The organism is Streptomyces sp. NPDC001816 (assembly GCF_042892235.1).
Taxonomy (GTDB): Bacteria; Actinomycetota; Actinomycetes; order Streptomycetales; family Streptomycetaceae; genus Streptomyces.
Genome location: NZ_JBIATY010000011.1, coordinates 1 through 21,053, shown reverse-complemented (window position 1 = coordinate 21,053; position 21,053 = coordinate 1). Strand labels below are relative to the sequence as shown.

Below are 21,053 nucleotides of genomic sequence, written 5' to 3'. Positions count from 1 at the left end.
GTCATGGCGGCGGTCCTCCTCGCCGCCGGCGGCTGCGTGTCCACCGGGCCGGGCCGCGGGTCCGGCCACGGCAGCACGCACGCCTCCCGCCCGGAGACCGGGACCACCACCATGCGCGGCATCACCCTGCCCTCGTGGAACCGCACCGACTACGACAGCCCGGCCGCACCCCGCTATCTGCGCGGCATCAAGGCCACCGGGGCCCGCTGGGTCACCTTCACCCCGACCTGGTACCAGAAGCGGGTCACCGACTCCGGCCCGCACACCACGGAGGAGACCGCGAGCGACGCGAGCCTGCGCAGGATCGTCGAGCGCGCCCACGCGGCCGGCCTCAACGTGATGATCAAACCGCATGTGGACCTGCCCGGCGACCAGGACCGCGCCGAGATCCGCCCCCGCGACCGGTCCGCCTGGTTCGCCGTCTACCGCCGCTTCATCACCCACTACGCGGACATCGCCGCCGACACCGGAGCCGAACAGCTCGCGGTCGGCACCGAACTCGCCGGGGTCTCCGGCGACACCGCCGCCTGGACCAAGGTGATCAAGGCGGTCCGCGCCCACTACGACGGCCCGCTGACCTACGCCGCCAACTACGACGAGTACCAGCACATCCACTTCTGGCAGGACCTCGACCTCATCGGCATCGACGCCTACTGGCCGCTCGCCGAGAAGCCCACCACCGATCCCGCCCTGCTGAACCGCGCCTGGGCCCCGATCCGGCAGAAGCTCGCCGCGTACTCCGCACGGCAGCACCGCCGGATCCTGTTCACCGAGGCCGGCTACGTCAGCCAGCGCGGCTCCACCACCGCCCCGTACTCCTGGACCGTCAGCACGCACCCGGCCGACGCCGAACAGGCCGCCGCCTACCGGGCGCTCCTCGACTCCTTCGAGGGCCGCCCGTGGTGGGCCGGGGTCTGCTGGTGGATGTGGGACGACTGGCCGGGCAGCGGCGAGACCCCGGCACACCTGGCGTACACCCCGCACGGCAAACCCGCGGAGGAGGTGCTGCGCCGCAAGTGGGCCGGCTGACGCCGGCGGCGGACGTCGAGGAAGATGTCGAGCCCGTCGAGCTTGGCGCGGCGGATGACGGTGGAGTTCTCGGCGCCGGCCACGATCTGCTGCGCCGGCTCCTTCTCGGCGGCGCGGCCAGGCCCGGCGGGGCGTCGGCGACGGCCTCCGCGTCCCGCCCGACCCGGCCCGCCCCTCGGCCTCCCGGGAAGCCGTGGCGTGCTTGCCCTCCGGGGAGCGGGACCGGTCGCGGCCGGCGGCGTACTCCGCCGCCGCGACGACCACCGGCACGGCCGCGAGCAGCAGGGTTCCCGCTCGCCTTACGCGGCCGCGCCGCCCGTGAGATCCGCGGCCTTGACCCAGGCGAGGACCAGCAGCAGCGCCAGCAGAGCCACGCACGCGCCCGCCTGGATCAGGACACGGCGGTTGCCCCGGGGCGCGTACGCGTACGCCAGCGTCACCGCCCCGCCCGCCAGCAGGCCCCCGAGGTGACCCTGCCAGGAGGTCACCCACGCGGAGATCACCAGCCACAGCAGCAGACCGCCCATGTACTGGTTGACCGCACGCATGTCGTAGCCGAGGCGACGGCCCATGACGTAGTACGCGGCGCCCAGCCCGAAGATGGCGCCGGAGGCGCCGACCGTGGGGGTCTCGGGGGCGATCAGCAGCACCAGGACCGAGCCGCCGAGCGCCGACAGCAGGTACAGGGCGAGATAGCGCACCCGGCCCAGCTGGGCCTCGACCACCCGGCCGACGTTCCACAGCGCCAGCATGTTCATCAGGATGTGCGCGATGCCGAACGTGCCCTCGCCGGGCGTCAGGTGCAGGAACGCTCCGGTCAGCAGCCGGTACCACTCGCCGTGGGCGACGCCCTCCGGGTAGTAACCAGCCGGCACGGTGCCCAGCATGGCGAACCGGTCCTCGACCGAGGGCCGCGCCAACTCGGCCAGATAGGCAAGCACGTTGAGCCCGATCAGCACGTATGTCACCAGCGGCACCGCGCTGATCCGGCCGCCGAACGCGGTGCGCGCCTGCCGGATCGAGCGTGCGCCCTCCTTCACGCACTCCACGCACTGATGACCGACCGCGGCCTCCCGCATGCAGGACGGGCAGATGTGGCGGTCGCAGCGCGTGCAGCGGACGTGGGACTCCACCTTGGGGTGACGAAAGCAGGTGGTGACGGCGGACTCGGCGGTCACGGCCGGCTCCTCTGAGGAAAGGTTCGGGACAGGGCGAGCCGGTGGGGACGGCGGCGAACAAAATAGCGAACTGAAGTGACGGGAGCGACAGCTGGGGCCTCTGATCCCTTAGGCTCGGTTTCCCGCACAGCCAAGGGGGGAACCATGGCCGCCATCAGCTTGCGCAAGGTGGAGGAGACCGCGCCCGCGCTCGTCGAGCCGTACCGCTCGGCTGGCGTCTGCCTGCGCAAACACGGCCTGGACGGGCTGCGGGCCGCCGTGTACCTGGTGGTCGACTACTCGGGCTCGATGAAGCCGTACTACAAGGACGGCAGCGTGCAGGCGCTCGCCGACCGGGTGCTGGGCCTGTCCGCGCACCTGGACGACGACGGCCGGGTGCCCGTGGTGTTCTTCTCCACGGACGTCGACGCGGTCACCGACATCGCCCTCGACGGCCACGAGGGCCGCATCGAACGGATCGCTGCCGGGCTCGGGCACATGGGCAAGACCAGCTACCACCTGGCGATGGACGCCGTCATCGACCACTACATGGACAGTGGCGCCACCGACCCCGCGCTGGTCGTCTTCCAGACCGACGGCGGCCCGATCAACAAGCTCGCCGCGGAGCGCTACCTGTGCAAGGCGGCGAAGCTGCCGCTGTTCTGGCAGTTCGTCGGCTTCGGCGACCCGGACAGCCGCCAGTTCGAGTTCCTGCGCAAACTGGACGAGCTGGCGGTCCCCGGCAAGCGTCCCGTGGACAACGCCGGCTTCTTCCACGCGGGCCAGGATCCCCGGAAGGTCTCCGACGCCGAGCTGTACGACCGTCTCGTCGCCGAGTTCCCCCAGTGGCTCGCGGCCGCACGCGCCGCGGGCATCGCGCGGCCTGCCTGAGCCGAGCGCCGGCCGGCCCCGGCCGCTCAGCCGGCGTCCTCGAGCACCACGTCCCTGCACCCGTCGGGCGTGCCCCACGCGGTGCGCAGGGCACGGGCCTTGGTCAGCCACAGGGACAGGTCGTACTCCGCCGTGTACCCGATCGCGCCGTGCAGCTGGAGTGCCGTGCGGGCGGTGGCGTAGGCCGCCTCGCAGGCCTTCAGCTTGGCGGCCGCGACGTCCGCGGGGCGCAGGGACACCGCCGCTCCGAAGATCAGGGGCCGGGCGAACTCCAGGGCGATCTTCGCGTCGGCGAGGCGGTGCTTGACGGCCTGGAACGAGCCGATGGGGACACCGAACTGCGTGCGCTGCCGGACGTGCGCGACCGTCCGGTCGAGCAGGGCGAGTCCCACGCCGAGGGCCTGGGCGGCGATGGCCAGGCGCGCCCAGGTGAGGGCGCGGGTGTCCGGCGGGCCGGGGGACAGGAGTTCACCGCCGGGGGCCAGCGGGGTCAGCCGGCGGGCCGGGTCGAGGGAGGGGCGGACCGGGCCGGGACCTGGCGACAGGTGCAGTCCTTCCGCGGCCGGGACGAGGTGGAGGGCGGCCGCGTCACCGTCGAGGGCGTACCCGGTGGGCGCCGCCACGGTGGCGATGATCTCGCCCGCCGCGAGCCCGGGCAGGAACCGCTTGGCCGGCCCGTCCGCACCGAGCAGTACGGCCGCGGCGACCGTCTCCACCAGCGGCCCGGGCACCGCGTGTCTGCCCAACTCCACGAACGCGACGGTCAGTTCCACCGGGTGCGGCCCCAGCCCCCCGTACTCCTCGGGCACGGCGAGACCGAACACCCCCGCCTCCGCTATACGACGCCACAGCGCGCGGCCGCCCGCATGGTCGCCACGGCTCCAGTCCCGGACCACCGCCGGGGTGTCCGCCGCCGTCAGCATGGCGTGCAAGGAGTCGGCGAAGGCACGCTGCTCGGTGTCGAGGAGGAAGCGCATCAGCGGCGTCCCTTCGGCAGGCCGAGCAGGCGCTCGGCGACGATGTCGCGCTGGATCTCGTTGGTCCCCGCGTAGAGGGGACCGGCCAGCGAGAAGACGTACCCCTCCGCCCAGTCCGTGTCCGCCGACTCGCCCTCCTCGCCGAGGAGATCGAGCGCCGTCTCGTGCAGGGCCAGGTCGTACTCGGACCAGAACACCTTGTTCATGCTGGACTCCGGGCCGAGCACGGCGCCCTCCAGGAAGCGGGCGGCGGCCGCGTAGGTGAACAGCTGGTAGGCGCGGGCGCCGATCAGGGCGTCCGCCACCCGCTCACGTGCCTGTTCCGGGCGGCCCTGCGCCCTCCACAGCTCCAGCAGCCGGGCGGCGGAGGCGAGGAAGCGGCCGGGTGAGCGCAGGGTGAGGCCGCGTTCGTTGCCCGCCGTGGACATCGCGATCCGCCAGCCGTGGCCGGGCTCGCCGATCACGTCCTCGTCCGGCACGAACACCTCGTCAAGGAACAGCTCCGCGAAGGCCGGCTTCCCGTCCAGGCGGCCGATCGGGCGGACGGTGACCCCGGAGGCCCGCAGGTCGAACATCAGATACGTGAGCCCCTGGTGCGGCTTCGGGGCCTCGGGGTCGCTGCGGAACAGGCCGAAGGCCCGGTCGGCGAAGGCCGCCCGCGAGGACCAGGTCTTCTGGCCGATCAGCAGCCAGCCGCCGTCCGTCCGTACCGCCCTGGAGGTGAGCGAGGCCAGGTCGGAGCCCGCCTCCGGCTCGGACCAGGCCTGCGCCCAGACCACCTCGGCGGAGGCCATCGGCGGCAGCACGCGCGCGCGTTGCTCCTCCGTGCCGTGGTCGAACAGGGTCGGTGCGAGCAGGCTGATCCCGTTCTGGCCGACCCGGCCCGGCGCGCCCGCCGCCCAGTACTCCTCCTCGAACACCAGCCACCTGAAGAGGCCGGCCGCACGGCCACCGTACTGCTCGGGCCAGGACACCACCGACCAGCGGTCCGCGGCCAGTTCGGCCTCCCAGGCGCGGTGCGCCGCGAAGCCCTCCGCGGTCTCCAGGGAGGGGAGCGGGGTGCGCGGCACGTGTGCCGCCAGCCAGGCGCGGGCCTCGGCGCGGAACTCCTCGTCGGCCGGAGCGTGGGTCAGGTCCACGGTCGCCGTCACCGTCCTTCCCTAACAAGTGTTTGGTAGGTTAGCGTGGCCCTATGACAGGCGTCGAGAGTCCGGCGTACGAGCCCGGGCACGGGCTGCTGAAGGGGCGCACCGCCGTCGTCACCGCTGCGGCCGGCGCGGGGATCGGCGGGGCCACCGCGCGCCGCTTCCTGGAGGAGGGCGCCCGGGTGCTGATCAGCGACGCGCACACGCGCCGCCTGAAGGAGCACGAGGCCCGCCTCGGCCGGGAGTTCCCCGGCGCGGTGGCCGCGGTGCCCTGCGACGTCACCGACGAGTCCCAGGTGGGCGCACTCTTCGAGGCAGCCGTACGGGAGCACGGAAAGCTCGACATCGTGGTCAACAACGCGGGCCTCGGCGGCACCTCGGACCTCGTCGACATGACCGACGAACAGTGGTCCCGCGTCCTCGACGTCACGCTGAACGGCACCTTCCGCTGCACCCGGGCGGCCCTGCGCGCGATGCGGGACACCGGCGGCGGGGTGATCGTCAACAACGCCTCCGTCGTCGGCTGGCGCGCCCAGGCCGGCCAGGCCCACTACGCCGCCGCCAAGGCCGGCGTGATGGCGCTGACCCGGTGCGCGGCGATCGAGGCGGCCGCCTACGGGGTGCGGGTCAACGCGGTGGCACCCAGCCTCGCCATGCATCCGCACCTGGTGAAGGTCACCTCCGCCGAACTGCTCCGGGAACTGACCGCACGGGAGGCCTTCGGGCGGTACGCCGAGCCCTGGGAGGTGGCCAACGTGATCGTGTTCCTGGCCTCCGGCTACTCCTCGTACCTGACCGGCGAGGTCGTCGCCGTCAGCAGCCAGCATCCCTGACGACGGGCAGACCACAATGGGTTCGTGCCGACCAAGAAGAAGCCCCAGGTGACCGCCCCGAAGAAGCCCACGGCCGCCGCCACGAGGAAGCCCGCGGCTGCCGCCGCTCAGGACCGCCGCCACGAACTCCTCGGCACCGCCGCCGAGGTCTTCGCCGAGCAGGGCTACAACGCCACCACCGTCCGCACCATCGCCGACCACGCGGGAATGCTCGCGGGCAGCCTCTACTACCACTTCGACTCCAAGGAGTCGATGCTGGAGGAGATCCTGCGGACCTTCCTGGACGAGCTGTGGGACGGCTACGACACCGTCCTGGCCTCCGGGCTCGGGCCCCGCGAGACCCTGGAGGCCCTGGTCACCGAGTCCTTCCGGGAGATCGACCGGCACCGCGCCGCCGTCGCGATCTACCAGAAGGAGAGCAAGCAGCTCGTCGCGCAGGACCGCTTCGCCTTCCTCGCCGACTCGCAGCGCCGGTTCGAGAAGGCATGGCTGTCCACGCTCGAACGCGGAGTCGCCGAGCGCGTCTTCCGCGCCGACCTGGACGTCCGGCTCACCTACCGGTTCGTCCGGGACACGGTGTGGGTCGCCGCGTCCTGGTACCGGCCCGGCGGACAGCACAGCCCGGAGGAGATCGCCCGTCAGTACCTGTCGATGGTGCTGGACGGGATCGCCGTACGCGAATGACATCACGCTCAACACCCCTTTCCTGTGAGGGAGTCGCCATGGCCGAGGCCTACATAGTCGAAGCGGTCCGCACGCCCGTCGGGCGGCGCGGGGGAGGGCTCAGCGGGGTCCACCCGGCCGACCTGGGCGCCCATGTGCTCAAGGCGCTCGTGGAACGGTCCGGGATCGACCCGGTCGCCGTGGAGGACGTCGTCTTCGGCTGCCTGGACGCGGTGGGACCGCAGGCCGGGGACATCGCCCGCACCTGCTGGCTGGCCGCAGGGCTGCCCGAGGAGGTGCCGGGCGTCACCGTCGACCGGCAGTGCGGTTCCTCCCAGCAGGCCGTGCACTTCGCCGCGCAGGCCGTGCTCTCCGGCACCCAGGACCTGGTGGTCGCGGGCGGGGTGCAGAACATGTCCCAGATCCCCATTGCCTTCGCCTCCCGGCAGGCCGCCGACCCCCTCGGCCTGACCGACGGACCCTTCCTCGGCAGCACCGGCTGGCGCGCCCGCTACAGCGACCAGCCCGTCAACCAGTTCGCCGGCGCCGAGATGATCGCCGCCAAGTGGGGCATCAGCCGCGCCGACCAGGAGGAGTTCGCCCTGCGCTCGCACCGGCGGGCGGTCTGGGCCATCGACACCGGCCGCTTCGAGCGCGAGACCGTCCCCTACGGCCAGGTCACCGTCGACGAGGGCCCGCGCCGGGACACCTCCCTGGACAAGATGGCCACCCTCAAGCCCGTCCTCGACGGCGGCACCATCACCGCGGCCTGCTCCTCCCAGGTCTCCGACGGAGCCGCGGCCATGCTGCTCGCCTCCGAGCGGGCGGTACGGGAACACGGGCTGCGCCCGCGGGCCCGCGTCCACCACCTCTCCGTGCGCGGCGAGGACCCCATCCGCATGCTCTCCGCGCCGATCCCGGCCACCGCCCACGCCCTGAAGAAGACCGGCCTGACCATCGACGCCATCGACCTCGTGGAGATCAACGAGGCCTTCGCCCCCGTCGTGCTCGCCTGGCTCAAGGAGACCGGCGCCGACCCGGAGAAGGTCAACGTCAACGGCGGCGCCATCGCCCTCGGCCACCCGCTCGGCGCCACCGGCGTCCGGCTGATGACGACCCTGCTGCACGAACTGGAGCGCACCGGCGGCCGGTTCGGCCTCCAAACCATGTGCGAGGGCGGCGGTCAGGCGAACGTGACGATCATCGAACGCCTCTGAGTCTCTCCAGCCCTGCCAGCACCTCCTCGGCCTCCTTCACGATCCGCTCCACCAGCTCCGCGCACGACGGCAGGTCGTCGATCACCCCGGCGACCTGCCCTGAGGCCATCACCCCGAGGTCCGTACGGCCGTCCACCATCGCCGACTTCAGCAGCATCGGCGTGTTCGCGGCCAGCAGCACCTGACTCCAGGACAGCTCCTTGCCGTGTCTGAGGGCCAGGCCGTCCCGGACCAGCTGCCGCCAGGTGAGCCCCGACAGCCGCCGGAAGCCAGAGGCCCGCCGCACCGCGTGGGCGAGAGCCCGTATGCGGCCGGACCGCTCCAGCGCGTCGACCAGGTCGGTGCGCAGCATCCGGTGCGGCAGCCCGTCCACCGCCCGGGTGACCGTCACGTCCCGGACCGTCGCCGCCAGATACCGGGCCTTCACCGCGGTCGGCACCGTCGAGTCCGAGGTGAGCAGGAACCGGGTACCCATCGCCACCCCGGCCGCCCCGTAGGCCAGCGCCGCGACCAGGCCCCGCCCGTCGAAGAAGCCGCCCGCCGCCACCACCGGTATCCGCACCGCGTCCACCACCTGCGGCAGCAGCACGGTCGACGCCACCTCGCCGGTGTGCCCGCCGCCCTCGCCGCCCTGCACGATCACCGCGTCCGCACCCCACGCGGCCACCTTCTCGGCGTGCCGCCGCGCCCCGACGGACGGGACGACCACCACACCTGCCTCCTTGAGCCGGGTGATCAGCTCGGGGGAGGGAGCCAGGGCGAAGGAGGCCACCCGGACGTGCTCGTCCAGCATGATCTGCACCCGGTCGGCCGCATCGGCCGCGTCCGCCCGCAGGTTCACCCCGAACGGCGCCCGGGTCCGCGACCGGACCTCCCGTATCGCCGCCCGCAGCTGGTCGACGGTCATCGTCGCGGAGGCCAGGATGCCGAGCGCCCCCGCGTTCGCCGCCGCCGAGACCAGCCGGGGGCCGGCCACCCAGCCCATCCCGGTCTGCACGATCGGATGCCGGACCCCGACCAGCCGGGTCAGCGCGGTCTCCATCACCCCCTCGCCGCCTCGGGCACCTCACGCGCGCGGGCCCCCGCCGGATCCAGCACCTCGCGGATCAGCCGCAGCTCCTCCTCGCCGGGGTCCCGGGTGTACGGCACCTCGTCGGGCACGGCGAGCGCGAAGCCCGTCGCCTCCCGCACCTGCTCCACACTCACCCCCGGATGCAGCGAGGCCAGCCGCATCGAGCGGTCGGGGGTGGCGAAGTCGAAGACGCCGAGGTCGGAGACGACCCGGGGGATGCGGTGGAAGCGGGCCGTGCTCCCCAGCTCCGCCGCCCGGTCGTACCCCACCCCGCACACCATGTCCACCCGCTCCACGAACACCCGCCCGGAGTGTCTCGGGATCCAGTAACTCGTCGGATTGTTCAGCGTGTTCAGCGGTGCTCCGCGCACCCCGAGCAGCTGCCGCCGGGGCCGGGTCCAGTCGCCGATGCAGGAGATGTTCTGGTTGCCGTACCGGTCGATCTGGCTCGCGCCCATCATCACGTGCCGGCGTCCGCCCGCCACCAGCGCCAGATGCTGCCGGTAGGGCAGCCAGCCCTCGGGTGTGCCGTCCGGGCGGACCAGCAGCGCCTCCCCGTCGGTGAGCAGCAGGTCCGGCGCGAAGGTGAGCCGGGCCAGCCGCGCGCCCAGCGACGGGATCAGACCCATCGGACTGGCCAGGATCTCCCCGCCGCCCCGCCAGGCCTCGGCGCAGGCGATCACGCAGTACTCGGCGCGGGTGGGCGGGGGAAGAGGGCCGCGGGTGGGCGAGGGAAGGGGGGCTCGGGTGGGCTTCATGCTTCCCGCTCCTTCCGCCACTCCCGCACCGCCGACCGGTACGCCTCCTCGTCCCCGGACAGGAACCGCTCGGCGAACTCCGGCCACGGCGTGGACGCGTACTCCCGCTGGTACTCCTCGTCCCGGCCGTAGTCCGGCGCGCAGGAGGTGAAGTGTGCGCCGTTCGGTGCCTCGACCACACCCGTCACCGTGAGCCGCTTGAGAAGCAGCGACTGCGGGGCCGCCTCCTTCGTCAACTCGGCCGTGTCGACGATCCGTTCGCAGGAGACGTAGGCCTCGTCCGCCGCCTCGCAGAACAGGTCGTCGAAGTAGGGGTCCGGGCCCAGGTACTGCCCGTTGCCGAGCCGGTCGGCGCGGTTGACGTGCACCAGGGCCGCGTCCATCCGCAAGGCCGGCATGGCCACGAACGTCTCCCCGTCCTCGTACGGCGAAGTGACCGTCCTCAGACCCGGGTTGACCCGCATGACGTCCGAGCCGACACCCGCCCGCACCGGCAGGAAGGGCAGCCGGTGGGCGGCCGCGTGCAGCCCCCACATGAACATCCCCTCGTCGACCTCCGTCAGCTCGAAGTCCCCGCGCTCCCGGGCTGCCCGGTAGTGCGGTTCGAGCGGGATGGAGTCGAGCGTGACGAAGGCGGTGACCAGGGTGCGGATCCGGCCGGCCGCGGCCAGCATGCCGATGTCCGGGCCGCCGTACGAGATGACCGTGAGGTCTCCGATCCCGGCTCTCAGCAGGGCCCTGACCAGCGCCATCGGCTTGCGCCGTGAACCCCAGCCGCCGATGCCCAGGGTCATCCCGCTGGACAGCCGGGAGACCACCTCGTCGGCGGTCATCGTCTTGTCGCCCACCTACGCCCCCTCCTTCCCGAACGTGTCGCGGACCCGGTCGGCCAGTCCGCTGAGGTTGGCCTCGAACGTGAAGCCCTGTTCGAAGCGGTAACTGCGGCGCACGTCGACGGGATCGATCCCGTTGATGGCGGCCTTGGCCATGCGCAGCAGCCGTCCGTCCTTGGCGGCGATCTCGTGGGCCAGCTCCAGCGCAGCTGCCTGCAACTGCGCCCGGGGCACCACCCGCCACACCGAGCCGTGCGCGTGCAGCTCGGCGGCGCTCGCCGTGCGCGAGGTGTAGTACAGCGCGCGCATCAGGTGCTGCGGAACCAGCCGGGCCAGATGCGTGGCGGCACCCAGCGCGCCCCGGTCCAGCTCCGGCAGCCCGAAGGAGGCGTCGTCGCTCGCCACGATCGCGTCCGCGTTCCCCACCAGGCCTATCCCGCCGCCCAGACAGAACCCGTGCACCGCCGCTATCACTGGCGTCTCGCACTCGTACACCGCCGCGAAGGCCTCCGCGCAGCCCTGGTTGGCGCCGATCAGTGCCTCCTGACCCGCCGCCTGTATCTCCTTGATGTCCACGCCCGCGTTGAAACCGCGCCCCTCGGCGGCCAGCACCACGCACCGCACCCCGGGGTCACGGCCCGCAGCGCGCACGGCCTCGGCCAGGGCGAACCAGCCGCTCACCGGCAGCGCGTTCACCGGCGGGAAGTCGACCGTGACTACGGAAATCCCCTTTTCCGGGACCGACATGGAGACACCCATGGACGCATCAGCTACCTTCGCACTCAACGCCTTTCCACCAAACATTTGTTAGGTGTGAGGCTTCGAAGCTAGCAGTCGGCGAAGACGAGCGGGAGAGCCTGTGGAAAACTCCGCGGCAGGGCCTGTGGACAACTCGCTGCGCGGCAGGACCGTCGTCGTCACCGGCGGCACCCGGGGCGTCGGGGCGGGCATCGCGCAGGCCTTCGCCCGGGCCGGTGCCCAGGTACTGGCCTGCGCCCGGCGTCCGCCCGAACAGCCCCTCGAAGGCGTGGAGTTCGCCCCCCTCGACCTGCGCGATCCGCCCGCCGTCCGCGCCTTCTTCGCCGCGCTGCCCCGGCTCGACGTCCTCGTCAACAACGCGGGCGGCACCCCGTACCGGCGGCTGGCCGACGCGGACGCCGAGCGGCACGCCCGGGTCATCGAGCTGAACCTCGTCACCCCGCTGACCGCCTCCCTCGCCGCCTACGACCGGCTCCGGCGCGCCCGAGGCTCGGTCGTCATGGTCGGCAGCGTGAGCGGCGGCCGGCCCTCGCCCGGCTCGGCGGCCTACGGCGCGGCCAAGGCGGGCCTGGCGAACCTGGCCGCGTCGATGGCCGTGGAATGGGCGCCGGAGGTCCGCGTCAACACGCTGGTCGTCGGCATGGTCCGCACCGAGCAGTCCCATCTGCACTACGGCGGCCCGGACGGCCTCGCCGCGGTCTCCCGCACCGTCCCGCTCGGCCGGCTGGCCACCCCCTCGGACGTCGGCGCGGCCGCCGTCTTCCTCGCCTCCGACGCGGCCGCCTACATCAGCGGGGCGAGTCTGCAGGTGCACGGGGGCGGGGAGCGGCCCGCCTTCCTCGACGCCGCGACCGCCGACAAGGAAGAACAAGGAGGCCTGGCATGACCGGAATCTGCGCAGGGCGAGTCGTCGTCGTCACCGGAGCCGGACGGGGGCTGGGCCGCGCCCACGCCCTCGCCTTCGCCACCGAGGGCGCCCGGGTCGTCGTCAACGACCTGGGCGTCGGGCTGGACGGGGTACCAGGACCCGACAGCCCGGCGGCGGCCGTCGTCGCGGAGATCCGGGAGGCGGGCGGCGAGGCGATCGCGCACGGCGGCGACATCGCGACCACCGAGGGCGCCGCCTCCCTGATCCGGACCGCCGTCGAGACGTACGGCCGCCTCGACACCCTCGTCAACAACGCCGGCTTCCTGCGCGACCGCATGCTCGTCAACCTCGACGAGGACGACTGGGACGCCGTGATCCGCGTCCACCTCAAGGGTCACTTCCTCCCCCTCAAACACGCCGCCGCGCACTGGCGGGCCGAGGCCAAGGCCGGCCGCACGCCGGTCGCCCGGATCGTCAACACCAGCAGCGGGGCGGGCCTGCTGGGCTCGGTCGGGCAGGGGAACTACAGCGCCGCCAAGGCCGGGATCATCGGCCTGACCCTCGTCGCGGCGGCCGAACTCGCCCGCTATGGCGTCCAGGTCAACGCCATCGCCCCGGCGGCCCGCACCCGTATGACGGAACGCACCTTCGCCGAGACCATGGCGGCTCCGGCCGCAGGCTTCGACACCATGGCCCCCGAGAACGTCTCCCCGCTGGTCGTCTGGCTCGGCTCCGCGGCGTGCGCCGGGGTGAGCGGCCGGGTGTTCGAGGCGGAGGGTGGCCGGATCACGGTGATGGAGGGCTGGCGCGCGGGGCCCGGCCTGGACAAGGGGGCGCGGTGGGCCCCGGCCGAGGCGGGGGAGGCGGCGCTGAAGTTGTTGGCAGAGGCGGAGGTGCCGGGGGTGGTGTACGGGGCTGAGGGGTAGGGGCGGCCGCCGAGTGCTCGGAGCTGCACTGGGCCCACCAGGGGGCTCCGCCCCCTGGACCCCCGGCCTATGCCCACCCACCACCCGACTCGGTGGGTCGAGAAGCGCAGGTACAAACAGTCGAGAAGCGCAGGTACAAACAGGGGTGCCGTGCACCTAGGTGTCGCACTCCAGAACCGTTTTGCACAACCCGCACCGCGCCCGAACCCGCCCCCGGACCGGCACCCTGATGCGCTGGTGGCAGGTGGGGCAGGGGAAGGAGACGCGGAGGTGGCCGGCGGGGTCGGGGCTGAAGGCGTACGGCGCTCCGGGCGGGACGCCGTGGCGCCGGTCGTGGGCGTAGCGGCGCCGGCCCGCCCAGCCGGCCGCGGTCAGCGGCGGCTGCTGCTCGTCCCGCCGGGCCCGCTCCATGCCCTTGCCGTAGGCTGTGTACGCCTGCGGGCTGGTGAACCACACGGAGGGATCCTCGCCGAAGAGCCGGGCCCGTTTGGCGAGGACGTAACCGAACTCCTCGGGGGTGAGATAGCCGAGCTTCTGGGAGGAGGCGCTGTCCTCGCGGTAGGCGTCCAGCAGCAGCCACCCCGCGCCCAGGTAGGTCGTCGCCGTGTCCGTGAGGATCTCGTTCTCCGCCGTGGTGGGGAAGGCGAGGTCGAGGCGGTGCAGGTAGACGTGGGTCACCTCGTGGGCGAGGGCGGCGCCGATGTCCCTGCGGTGGGTGCGGAAGCGGTCGTTCAGCTCGACGAAGTACTCGGGGCCCGCCGCCAGTTCGACATTGGCCGCGTGGCTCATCTCCCGGAAGTCGACGATCAGCCGGGCGTCGGGCAGCCGGAAGTGCCGTACGATCTCGCGGGCCACGCGCTGGGCGCCCAGATGCAGGTCGTCCGTGTCGCTGAAGGCCACGTCGGCGGGGGCCACGCTGGCCGAGAAGGTCTGCACGGTGTCGTACGACAGCCGCTTGTACAGCGCGGTGATCGCGGCCCGCACCGTCTCCAGATGCGGGTAGCCGTGCTCGACCGGTCCGCCGTTCGCCACGTCCGACCCCCTAAGACGCCCAGAACTGCCATCCACTCTAGGCGGGTGTGAGCGGATTTCGCCGGTAGGCGGACTGACCACCCTCACACGAGCCGCGGCCCCCGGATCAGGGGCTCAGACCGGCAGCAGCCGCGGCGTGCGCGGACCCGGCCCCGCCTCCTGAAGTTCCAGCACCCACACCTCGTTCTCGCCCTCCCGCAGCACCGGCCCGGGGACGTACAGGGAGCGCTGCGGCCCCACGGACCAGTAGCGGCCCAGGCCGAAGCCGTTGACCCAGACGAAGCCCCGCGTCCAGCCGGGCAGTTCGAGCCGGGCGTCCCCGGCCCCGCGGACCGTGACGGTGCCCCGGTACAGCCCCGGGGCACCGTCCCCGGACAGCGCGCCGAAGGGCACCGCCTCCAGGCCGTCGTCGAAAGCGTCCAGATCGAGCCCGCGCGCGCGTACCCCGTGCAGATACTGCCGCTCGTGCAGGACGCCCCCGGTGATGCCCTTCGCCTCGCCGGAGCGCGGCCCGTAGTTCACCCTCCCCAGGGACTCCACCCACAGCTCCACGCACGCGGGGCCCGCGACGGGCTCCTTCAGCCGGGGCTCCTCCTCGGTGAGCACCCCGGCCCGCTCGCCGTCGACGTACACCACCGCGAGATCCCTGAGCCCGCGCACCGTCAGCGGGTACGGCTGCCGCGGTCCCGGCACGCTCACCTCGTAGCGCACCAGGCCCCGGGCGACGCCCAGCTCCTCGAAGGACGGCGGTACGGGGGTGACGGTCTCCTCGCCGCCGAGCGCCTCCAGGACGTCACCCATGGGTGCCCATCCGGTGAGCGCCACCTCCGTCGGAGAGACCAACCGAGCAGGCGGGGGCGGAAGTTCGGGCAGGGGAGCAGGGTGGTACCCGGCCAGCACCTCGCGGAAGCGCCAGAACTTCTCCGTGGGGCGCCCGTGCTCGTCGACCGGTGCGTCGTAGTCGTACGAGGTCACGTCCGGCTCCAGCGCGCCCTCGTACAGCTCGCCGCCGCCCCGGTTGGCGCCCGCCCAGCCCGCGAAACTCGTGCCGCCGTGTGCCATGTACAGGTTCACCGAGGCGCCGCACTCCAGGATCTCCCGCAGAGCCTCGGTGGCCTCCCCGGGATCCCGTACGACGTGTTCGCCGCCCCAGTGGTCGAACCAGCCGCACCAGAACTCCATGCACATCAGCGGGCCCGCGGGGCGGTGGCGGCGCAGCGTCTCGAAGGCCGCGCGCGCGTGGGAACCGAAGTTCACCGTGGCGAGCACACCGGGCAGCGAGCCGCCGGTGAGCATGTGGTCCTCAGGGCCGTCCGAGGTGAACAGCGGCACCGTGACGCCCTTGACCCGCAGCAGCTCGGCGAGCTGCTCCAGGTAGTCCGCGTCCGAGCCGTAGCTGCCGTACTCGTTCTCGACCTGCACCATGATCACCGGGCCGCCCCGGTCGATCTGCCGGGGCACGATCTCGTGCAGCAGCTGGTGGAACCAGTTCCGCACGTGGAACAGGAAGCGCTCGTCACGGGTACGCGCGCGCGTACCCGGCTCGCCGGTCACCCAGTGCGGCAGCCCGCCGTTCTCCCACTCGGCGCAGATGTACGGACCCGGCCGCACGATCGCCCACAGGCCGGCCTCGCAGACCGCGTCCAGGAACCGGCCGACCGCCCGCACGTCCCTGAAACGCCCCGGGCCCGGCTGGTGCAGGTTCCACGGGACGTACGTCTCCACGCAGTTGAGGCCCATCGCCCGCAGCATCTCCAGCCGGTGCCGCCAGTGCGCCTCGTGCACCCGGAAGTAGTGCAGCGCCCCGGACAGCAGCCGTACCGGCCGCCCGTCCAGCAGGAAGTCGGATTCCCCCACCGTGAACTCGCTCATGCACCCAAGCCTCGGCCCTGGCGGTGATCGACGCCATGGACGAAGATCGGCGCTGCTTGGACAAAAGTCCGCCGTCGCCGACGCCGGGAGGAGCGCCGATGTACCAGACCTGGATGCGGTTCTTCAGCCCCGGCCCCGCCCACCACCGTCTCGGCCTGGTCTGCCTCGGTGTCGGCCTCCAGTACGGCACGCTGCCCACGGTCGGCCCCCGCACCCTCGACCACCACGTGGCCGTCGTGGTCAGCACGGGCGGCGGCTGGTACCAGGGCGCCGACGGCCGCCGTACCACCGTCACCGCGCCCGCGCTGCTCTGGCTCACCCCCGGAGTGCCGCACCACTACGGGCCCGACCCGGACACCGGCTGGGACGAGGGCTTCGTCGACTTCGCCGGGCCCGCCACCGCGACCTACACCGAACTCGGCTACATCGAGCCCGAGCGGCCCGTCGTGCCGCTCTCGGACGCCACCGGCCCCCGCGCGGTCGTCGCCCGCATCGCACGCGCCGCCCGCCGCGGCAACCCCCTGCTGGAGGTCGAGACCGGCGCCGCCGTCCACGAACTCCTCGTCGCCCTGCGTCGCGCCCGCGCCGACCTCGCCCCCGACGGCGACCAGGTGCTCCAGGCCCTGGCCCGGGACGCCTGCCGGCCGATGAGCGTCGCCGACCACGCCGCCCGGCACGGCATGACCCCCGCCGAGCTGCGCAATGCCGTCCGCCGCGCCGCCGGATGCAGCCCCAAGGACTACCTTCTCGGCATCCGCCTGGGCCGCGCCAAGGAACTCCTCGCCGCCACCGAGCTGCCCGTCGCCGCCGTCGCCCGCCGCGTCGGCTACGACGACCCCGCCTACTTCTCCCGCCTGTTCTCCCGCCGGGTCGGCCTCGCCCCCGTCCGCTTCCGCGCCCAGCAGGGCCGCAGCGTCCCCGGCGGCTGGAGCGACCGGATCCCGGATCCGGACGATCCTCCGACGATCGGCGGCTGATCGCATGCTGATCAGCCGGTGAACGGGAGGTGCCCCGCCCCTTAGGGTTGACGCCCATGACCATCAGGAACACCGGTAGCGATGACGTCGACCCCGCGGTCCGCCAGGAACTGGAGCGGCTGCGTCAGAGCATCGACAACATCGACGCAGCCGTCGTCCACATGCTCGCCGAGCGCTTCAAGTGCACTCAGCAGGTCGGCCGGCTCAAGGCGGTGCACCAGCTGCCGCCCGCCGACCCGGCCCGCGAGGCCCGGCAGATCGAGCGGCTGCGCAGCCTCGCCGAGAACGCCAAGCTCGACCCGGCGTTCGCGGAGAAGTTCCTGAACTTCATCATCGCCGAGGTGATCCGGCACCACGAGTCCATCGCCGAGGACACCGCGAACGGGCAGCCCGCCTGATCCCCGCCGGAGGGTACACCGGGCAGGGGGTGCGGGGCCGGACATATGTCGTGTAACGATCCACCCCTGTGCGCTGTCGGCGGCATCAGGCAGCATGGCGTGCATGTCCGTCATCACGCGCGACGAAGCGCAGCTCCGAGCACAGTTCCTCGACGTCCACCGCTACTCGATCGAGCTCGACCTCACCACGGGGGACGAGACCTTCGACTCCCGTACCGTGATCAGGTTCAGCGCGCGGGCCGACGGGGACACGTTCGTCGAGCTGAAGCCCGTCGAGCTGCGCGCCGTCACGCTGGACGGACAGCCCCTCGACCCGGAGTCCTTCCAGGACGAACGGCTGCCGCTGAAGAACCTCACCGCCGGCGAGCACGAGCTGCGGGTCGACGCGGTCATGCCCTACTCCAGCACCGGCGAGGGCATGCACCGCTTCACCGACCCCACCGACGGCGAGACGTACGTCTACACACAGCTGTTCCTGGACGACGTCCAGCGGGTCTTCGCCGCCTTCGACCAGCCCGACCTGAAGGCCGTCTTCGAGCTCACCGTCACCGCGCCCGACGGCTGGAACGTCCTCGCCAACGGCATCACCGAGCACCTCGGCGAGGGCCGCTGGCGGGCCGCCCCGACCCCGCTGATCTCCACCTACCTCGTCGCCGTCGCCGCCGGCCCCTGGCACTCCGTGCGCACCGAGCACCGCGGCCTGCCCTTCGGCATCCACTGCCGCCGCTCCCTCGCCCCCCACCTCGAGGCCGACGCCGCGGAGATCCTCGAGGTCACGCGCGCGTGCTTCGACCGCTACCACGAGAAGTTCGAGGAGCCCTACCCGTTCGACTCCTACGACCAGGCGTTCGTCCCCGAGTTCAACGCCGGAGCCATGGAGAACCCCGGACTGGTCACCTTCCGCGACGAGTTCGTCTTCCGCTCGGCCGTCACCGACACCGAGCGGCAGACCCGCGCCATGGTCATCGCCCACGAGATGGCCCACATGTGGTTCGGCGACCTCGTCACCCTCAAGTGGTGGGACGACATCTGGCTGAACGAGTCCTTCGCCGAGTACATGGGCTACCAGACCACCGCCGAGGCCACCCGCTTCGCCGACACCTGGACCGACTTCGGGGTCGCCCGCAAGGCCTGGGGCTACGACGCCGACCAGCGCCCCTCCACCCACCCGGTCGCCCCCGAGGCGGTCGACGACACCGCCGCCGCCCTGCTCAACTTCGACGGCATCTCCTACGCCAAGGGCGCCTCCGCGCTGCGCCAGCTGGTGGCCTGGCTCGGTGAGAAGGACTTCCTCTCCGGCATCAACATCCACTTCAAGCGGCACCGGTTCGCCAACGCCACCCTCGCCGACTTCATCGACTCCCTCGCCGCGGCCACCGAGCGCGACGTGCACGCCTGGGCCGACGCCTGGCTGCGCACCACCGGTGTCGACACGCTCACCCCGGCCATCGGGTCCGTCGACGGCACCTGCGCCCTGACCGTCGACCGCGCGGGCAGCCGCCCGCACCGCGTCACCGTCGGCCTCTACGACCACGACCTCGGCGACGAGGGCCGCCTCACCCTGCGCGAGCGCATCGGCCTCGACGTCCCGCAGACCGCCCCGCAGCCCATCGGCAAGCGCCCCGCGCTGCTCCTGGTCAACGACGGCGACCTGACCTACGCCAAGGTCCGCTTCGACGCCGACTCCTTCGAGGCGGTCCGCACGGGCCTGTCCGGGCTGCCCGACCCGCTCACCCGCGCGGTGGTGTGGAACGCCCTCAGGGACGCCGTCCGCGACGGCGAACTCCCGCCCCAGGCCTATCTGGAGACAGCCCGCGCCCACCTCCCGCTGGAGACCGACCTGGCCCTCGTCCAGGGTGTCCTCGCGTTCGCCTCCACCCATGTCGCCGACCGCTTCCTGCGCCCCGAGGACCGCCCGGCCGCCCTCGCCACCCTCAGCTCCCTCTGCCGCGACCTGCTGCGCCGCACCGAGGACGGCGACAACCCCGGCCTGCGCCTGGTCGCCGTACGGCACTTCATCGACGTCGCCGCCCACCCCGACACCATCGCCGCCTGGCTCGCCGAGGGCACGGTGCCCGGCGGTCCGGAACTCGACCCCGAGCTGCGCTGGCGCATCCTCGTCCGGCTCGCCGTGCTCGGCGCCACCGACGAGGCCGCCATCGCCGCCGAGCTGGAGCGCGACCCGTCCGCCACCGGCCGGGAGGGCGCCGCCACCTGCCGCGCCGCCCTGCCCGACCCCGAGGCCAAGCGTGCGGCCTGGGAGTCGATGTTCGTCACGGACGACCTCTCCAACTACCTGTTCACGGCCACCGCGCGGGGCTTCTGGCAGCCCGAACAGGCCGACCTGGTACGCGCGTACGTGCCGCGCTACTACAAGGACGCGGTCGCCCTCGCCGCCCGCCGCGGCCCGGCCATCGCCGTCGCCGCCGGCCGCTGGGCCTTCCCGTACCACGCCGTCGACGCGGAGACCCTCGCCCTCGGCGAGGCCTGCCTGAACGAGGCCGACCCGGTCGTCGCCCTCCGCCGCAAGCTGGTCGACGAACTGGACGACCTGGCCCGCGCGTTGCGGGTACGGGGGGAGTAGGGCCGGGGACGTAGGGCGCGGCCGGGGTGGCTGGTCCCTGACGACGATGCGGAGGGCCGATCGTCGTGCCTAGGCTCGGAAGGCCTAGGACGACCAGGACGATCAACCCCAGCCCAGGAGGCAACCCGTGATCGTAGTCACCGGTGCGACCGGCAACGTCGGCCGTGCCCTCGTCGAGCGTCTGGTCGCCGCCGGCCGGCCGGTACGGGCACTGACCCGCGACCCCGAGCGCGCGGGTCTGCCCCGGCACGCCGAGGTGGTGAGGTTCGCACCGGAGGAGCCCGCTGCCCTGTTCGAGGGAGCGAGCAAGCTCTTCCTGTACGTCCAGGCGGGCGGCGAGCGGACAGCCGCCCTGCTGGCGGCCGCGCGCACGGCCGGGGTGCGCCACGTCGTGCTGCTCTCTTCCGGGATCATCCAGGAGGGCGCCGACGAGACCCATCCCATCCACGTCATGCACGCCACCGCCGAGCGGCAGGTGCGCTACAGCGGCCTGGAGTGGACGTTCCTGCGCCCCAACGCCTTCGCCACCAACGCGTTGCAGTGGGCACCGCAGATCCGTGCCGGCAACACCGTCCACGGTGTCTTCGCGGGCATGCTCACGGCCCCTATCCACGAGGACGACATCGCCGCCGTGGCCGAGCGCGCCCTGCTGGACGACGGTCACGAAGGCGCCGTCCACCGCCTCACCGGGCCCGAAGCGACCACCAACACCGACCAGATCGCCGCGATCGGCCGGGCGGTGGGCCGCGATCTGACCTTCGTCGAGGTGTCCCCGGAAGAGGCGGGACCCAAGCTGTTCCCGCACACCCCGCCGGAGTTCGTCCAGCCCTTGCTGAAGAGCTTCGCCGCCACCGTGGGCGTACCCCCCGAGATCACCGCCACGGTCGAGAAGGTCACGGGCACTCCGGCGCGCACCTTCGACCAGTGGGCACAGGATCACGCGGACGACTTCCGAGGCGTCTAGAACCTAGACGAGTAGTTCCGATGTGGCTCAGTGGTCGTAGGCGATCAGTGACCTGGTGATGGGTGCGCCGATGGTCCGGTTGTGCCAGATCGCGCAGG

General features: G+C 72.6%; 20 protein-coding genes. 11 read left to right on the top strand and 9 right to left on the bottom strand.

The annotated features are described in order from the left end of the window. Positions 1–3 precede the first annotated feature (3 nt). Positions 4–1,029: a glycoside hydrolase family 113 gene (locus ACFYZZ_RS32405; RefSeq protein ID WP_389183561.1), complete on the top strand. Its 1,026-nt coding sequence runs from the start codon at positions 4–6 to the stop codon at positions 1,027–1,029. 299 nt (positions 1,030–1,328) lie between these two features. On the opposite strand, the gene ACFYZZ_RS32400 is transcribed toward ACFYZZ_RS32405, so the two are convergent. Beyond that, positions 1,329–2,207, bottom strand: coding sequence for a rhomboid family intramembrane serine protease (locus tag ACFYZZ_RS32400; protein ID WP_389183558.1), 879 nt, complete (start codon positions 2,205–2,207; stop codon positions 1,329–1,331). 144 nt (positions 2,208–2,351) lie between these two features. Between ACFYZZ_RS32400 and ACFYZZ_RS32395 the strand changes: the two genes are divergently transcribed. Beyond that, positions 2,352–3,077, top strand: coding sequence for a VWA domain-containing protein (locus ACFYZZ_RS32395; RefSeq protein WP_389183555.1), 726 nt, complete (start codon positions 2,352–2,354; stop codon positions 3,075–3,077). A gap of 26 nt (positions 3,078–3,103) precedes the next feature. Here ACFYZZ_RS32395 and ACFYZZ_RS32390 read toward each other — a convergent pair whose 3' ends face one another. Together ACFYZZ_RS32390 and ACFYZZ_RS32385 are read right to left on the bottom strand one after the other, a co-directional pair. Further along, positions 3,104–4,054 carry an acyl-CoA dehydrogenase family protein gene (locus tag ACFYZZ_RS32390; protein WP_389183552.1) on the bottom strand — a complete coding sequence of 317 codons (951 nt, stop codon included), beginning with the start codon at positions 4,052–4,054 and terminating at the stop codon, positions 3,104–3,106. Beyond that, entirely contained in the window at positions 4,054–5,193 is a 1,140-nt protein-coding gene (locus ACFYZZ_RS32385; protein ID WP_389184256.1) for an acyl-CoA dehydrogenase family protein, read from the bottom strand. Before ACFYZZ_RS32385 ends, ACFYZZ_RS32390 begins: the two co-directional genes overlap by 1 nt. Positions 5,194–5,246: 53 nt before the next feature. Here ACFYZZ_RS32385 and ACFYZZ_RS32380 point away from each other — a divergent pair, with 53 nt between their 5' ends. The 3 genes from ACFYZZ_RS32380 to ACFYZZ_RS32370 are packed head-to-tail and all read left to right on the top strand — an operon-like array spanning position 5,247 to position 7,912. Further along, complete coding sequence (locus ACFYZZ_RS32380) at positions 5,247–6,032, top strand: SDR family oxidoreductase (protein ID WP_386574200.1); 786 nt, start codon at positions 5,247–5,249, stop codon at positions 6,030–6,032. A gap of 24 nt (positions 6,033–6,056) precedes the next feature. Further along, complete coding sequence (locus tag ACFYZZ_RS32375; protein WP_389183548.1) at positions 6,057–6,716, top strand: TetR/AcrR family transcriptional regulator; 660 nt, start codon at positions 6,057–6,059, stop codon at positions 6,714–6,716. A gap of 38 nt (positions 6,717–6,754) precedes the next feature. After that, the gene (locus tag ACFYZZ_RS32370; RefSeq protein ID WP_389183545.1) at positions 6,755–7,912 is read left to right on the top strand and encodes an acetyl-CoA C-acetyltransferase; all 1,158 of its coding nucleotides are present in this window, start codon (positions 6,755–6,757) and stop codon (positions 7,910–7,912) included. Here the strand turns inward: ACFYZZ_RS32370 and ACFYZZ_RS32365 are convergent. Genes ACFYZZ_RS32365 through ACFYZZ_RS32350 form a run of 4 tightly spaced genes read right to left on the bottom strand, consistent with a single transcriptional unit; the run spans position 7,896 to position 11,334 of the window. After that, positions 7,896–8,954 carry an NAD(P)H-dependent flavin oxidoreductase gene (locus ACFYZZ_RS32365; RefSeq protein WP_389183542.1) on the bottom strand — a complete coding sequence of 353 codons (1,059 nt, stop codon included), beginning with the start codon at positions 8,952–8,954 and terminating at the stop codon, positions 7,896–7,898. The genes ACFYZZ_RS32370 and ACFYZZ_RS32365 overlap by 17 nt on opposite strands. After that, positions 8,954–9,742 carry a CoA-transferase subunit beta gene (locus tag ACFYZZ_RS32360; RefSeq protein ID WP_389183540.1) on the bottom strand — a complete coding sequence of 263 codons (789 nt, stop codon included), beginning with the start codon at positions 9,740–9,742 and terminating at the stop codon, positions 8,954–8,956. The genes ACFYZZ_RS32365 and ACFYZZ_RS32360 overlap by 1 nt, the downstream gene beginning before the upstream one ends. Continuing rightward, complete coding sequence (locus ACFYZZ_RS32355) at positions 9,739–10,590, bottom strand: CoA transferase subunit A (protein WP_389183537.1); 852 nt, start codon at positions 10,588–10,590, stop codon at positions 9,739–9,741. The genes ACFYZZ_RS32360 and ACFYZZ_RS32355 overlap by 4 nt, the downstream gene beginning before the upstream one ends. Then, positions 10,591–11,334, bottom strand: a complete 744-nt coding sequence (locus ACFYZZ_RS32350) for an enoyl-CoA hydratase family protein (RefSeq protein ID WP_389183534.1) — start codon at positions 11,332–11,334, stop codon at positions 10,591–10,593. A gap of 100 nt (positions 11,335–11,434) precedes the next feature. On the opposite strand from ACFYZZ_RS32350, the gene ACFYZZ_RS32345 reads away from it, so the two are divergent. Next, on the top strand, positions 11,435–12,220 hold the full coding sequence (locus tag ACFYZZ_RS32345) for an SDR family oxidoreductase (protein WP_389183531.1): 786 nt from the start codon (positions 11,435–11,437) through the stop codon (positions 12,218–12,220). Further along, positions 12,217–13,128 (top strand): SDR family oxidoreductase, encoded by a 912-nt coding sequence (locus tag ACFYZZ_RS32340; RefSeq protein ID WP_389183528.1) that lies wholly within the window; start codon positions 12,217–12,219, stop codon positions 13,126–13,128. The genes ACFYZZ_RS32345 and ACFYZZ_RS32340 overlap by 4 nt, the downstream gene beginning before the upstream one ends. Positions 13,129–13,284: 156 nt before the next feature. Here the strand turns inward: ACFYZZ_RS32340 and ACFYZZ_RS32335 are convergent, their stop codons facing one another. Together ACFYZZ_RS32335 and ACFYZZ_RS32330 are read right to left on the bottom strand one after the other, a co-directional pair. Continuing rightward, the gene (locus ACFYZZ_RS32335) at positions 13,285–14,160 is read right to left on the bottom strand and encodes a hypothetical protein (RefSeq protein WP_389183525.1); all 876 of its coding nucleotides are present in this window, start codon (positions 14,158–14,160) and stop codon (positions 13,285–13,287) included. A 114-nt stretch (positions 14,161–14,274) separates the two neighbouring features. Next, complete coding sequence (locus tag ACFYZZ_RS32330; protein ID WP_389183522.1) at positions 14,275–16,032, bottom strand: beta-galactosidase family protein; 1,758 nt, start codon at positions 16,030–16,032, stop codon at positions 14,275–14,277. A gap of 98 nt (positions 16,033–16,130) precedes the next feature. On the opposite strand from ACFYZZ_RS32330, the gene ACFYZZ_RS32325 reads away from it, so the two are divergent. The 4 genes from ACFYZZ_RS32325 (at position 16,131) to ACFYZZ_RS32310 (ending at position 20,955) form a co-directional block, all read left to right on the top strand. Continuing rightward, positions 16,131–17,009 carry an AraC family transcriptional regulator gene (locus tag ACFYZZ_RS32325; RefSeq protein WP_389183519.1) on the top strand — a complete coding sequence of 293 codons (879 nt, stop codon included), beginning with the start codon at positions 16,131–16,133 and terminating at the stop codon, positions 17,007–17,009. 56 nt (positions 17,010–17,065) lie between these two features. Next, positions 17,066–17,407 (top strand): chorismate mutase, encoded by a 342-nt coding sequence (locus tag ACFYZZ_RS32320; RefSeq protein WP_389183516.1) that lies wholly within the window; start codon positions 17,066–17,068, stop codon positions 17,405–17,407. Positions 17,408–17,510: 103 nt separating this feature from the next. Further along, entirely contained in the window at positions 17,511–19,991 is a 2,481-nt protein-coding gene (gene pepN, locus ACFYZZ_RS32315; protein WP_389183513.1) for an aminopeptidase N, read from the top strand. 127 nt (positions 19,992–20,118) lie between these two features. Continuing rightward, the gene (locus ACFYZZ_RS32310) at positions 20,119–20,955 is read left to right on the top strand and encodes an NAD(P)H-binding protein (protein WP_389183510.1); all 837 of its coding nucleotides are present in this window, start codon (positions 20,119–20,121) and stop codon (positions 20,953–20,955) included. Positions 20,956–21,053 lie beyond the last annotated feature (98 nt).

What these genes read in the sequence shown, in the direction of transcription:
- ACFYZZ_RS32405 (WP_389183561.1), top strand. Translation starts at nt 4, where the DNA reads ATGGCGGCGGTCCTCCTCGCCGCCGGCGGCTGCGTGTCCACCGGGCCG.
- ACFYZZ_RS32395 (WP_389183555.1), top strand. Translation starts at nt 2,352, where the DNA reads ATGGCCGCCATCAGCTTGCGCAAGGTGGAGGAGACCGCGCCCGCGCTC.
- ACFYZZ_RS32390 (WP_389183552.1), bottom strand. Translation starts at nt 4,054, where the DNA reads ATGCGCTTCCTCCTCGACACCGAGCAGCGTGCCTTCGCCGACTCCTTG.
- ACFYZZ_RS32380 (WP_386574200.1), top strand. Translation starts at nt 5,247, where the DNA reads ATGACAGGCGTCGAGAGTCCGGCGTACGAGCCCGGGCACGGGCTGCTG.
- ACFYZZ_RS32370 (WP_389183545.1), top strand. Translation starts at nt 6,755, where the DNA reads ATGGCCGAGGCCTACATAGTCGAAGCGGTCCGCACGCCCGTCGGGCGG.
- ACFYZZ_RS32365 (WP_389183542.1), bottom strand. Translation starts at nt 8,954, where the DNA reads ATGGAGACCGCGCTGACCCGGCTGGTCGGGGTCCGGCATCCGATCGTG.
- ACFYZZ_RS32360 (WP_389183540.1), bottom strand. Translation starts at nt 9,742, where the DNA reads ATGAAGCCCACCCGAGCCCCCCTTCCCTCGCCCACCCGCGGCCCTCTT.
- ACFYZZ_RS32350 (WP_389183534.1), bottom strand. Translation starts at nt 11,334, where the DNA reads ATGGGTGTCTCCATGTCGGTCCCGGAAAAGGGGATTTCCGTAGTCACG.
- ACFYZZ_RS32340 (WP_389183528.1), top strand. Translation starts at nt 12,217, where the DNA reads ATGACCGGAATCTGCGCAGGGCGAGTCGTCGTCGTCACCGGAGCCGGA.
- ACFYZZ_RS32330 (WP_389183522.1), bottom strand. Translation starts at nt 16,032, where the DNA reads ATGAGCGAGTTCACGGTGGGGGAATCCGACTTCCTGCTGGACGGGCGG.
- ACFYZZ_RS32325 (WP_389183519.1), top strand. Translation starts at nt 16,131, where the DNA reads ATGTACCAGACCTGGATGCGGTTCTTCAGCCCCGGCCCCGCCCACCAC.
- ACFYZZ_RS32320 (WP_389183516.1), top strand. Translation starts at nt 17,066, where the DNA reads ATGACCATCAGGAACACCGGTAGCGATGACGTCGACCCCGCGGTCCGC.
- pepN (WP_389183513.1), top strand. Translation starts at nt 17,511, where the DNA reads ATGTCCGTCATCACGCGCGACGAAGCGCAGCTCCGAGCACAGTTCCTC.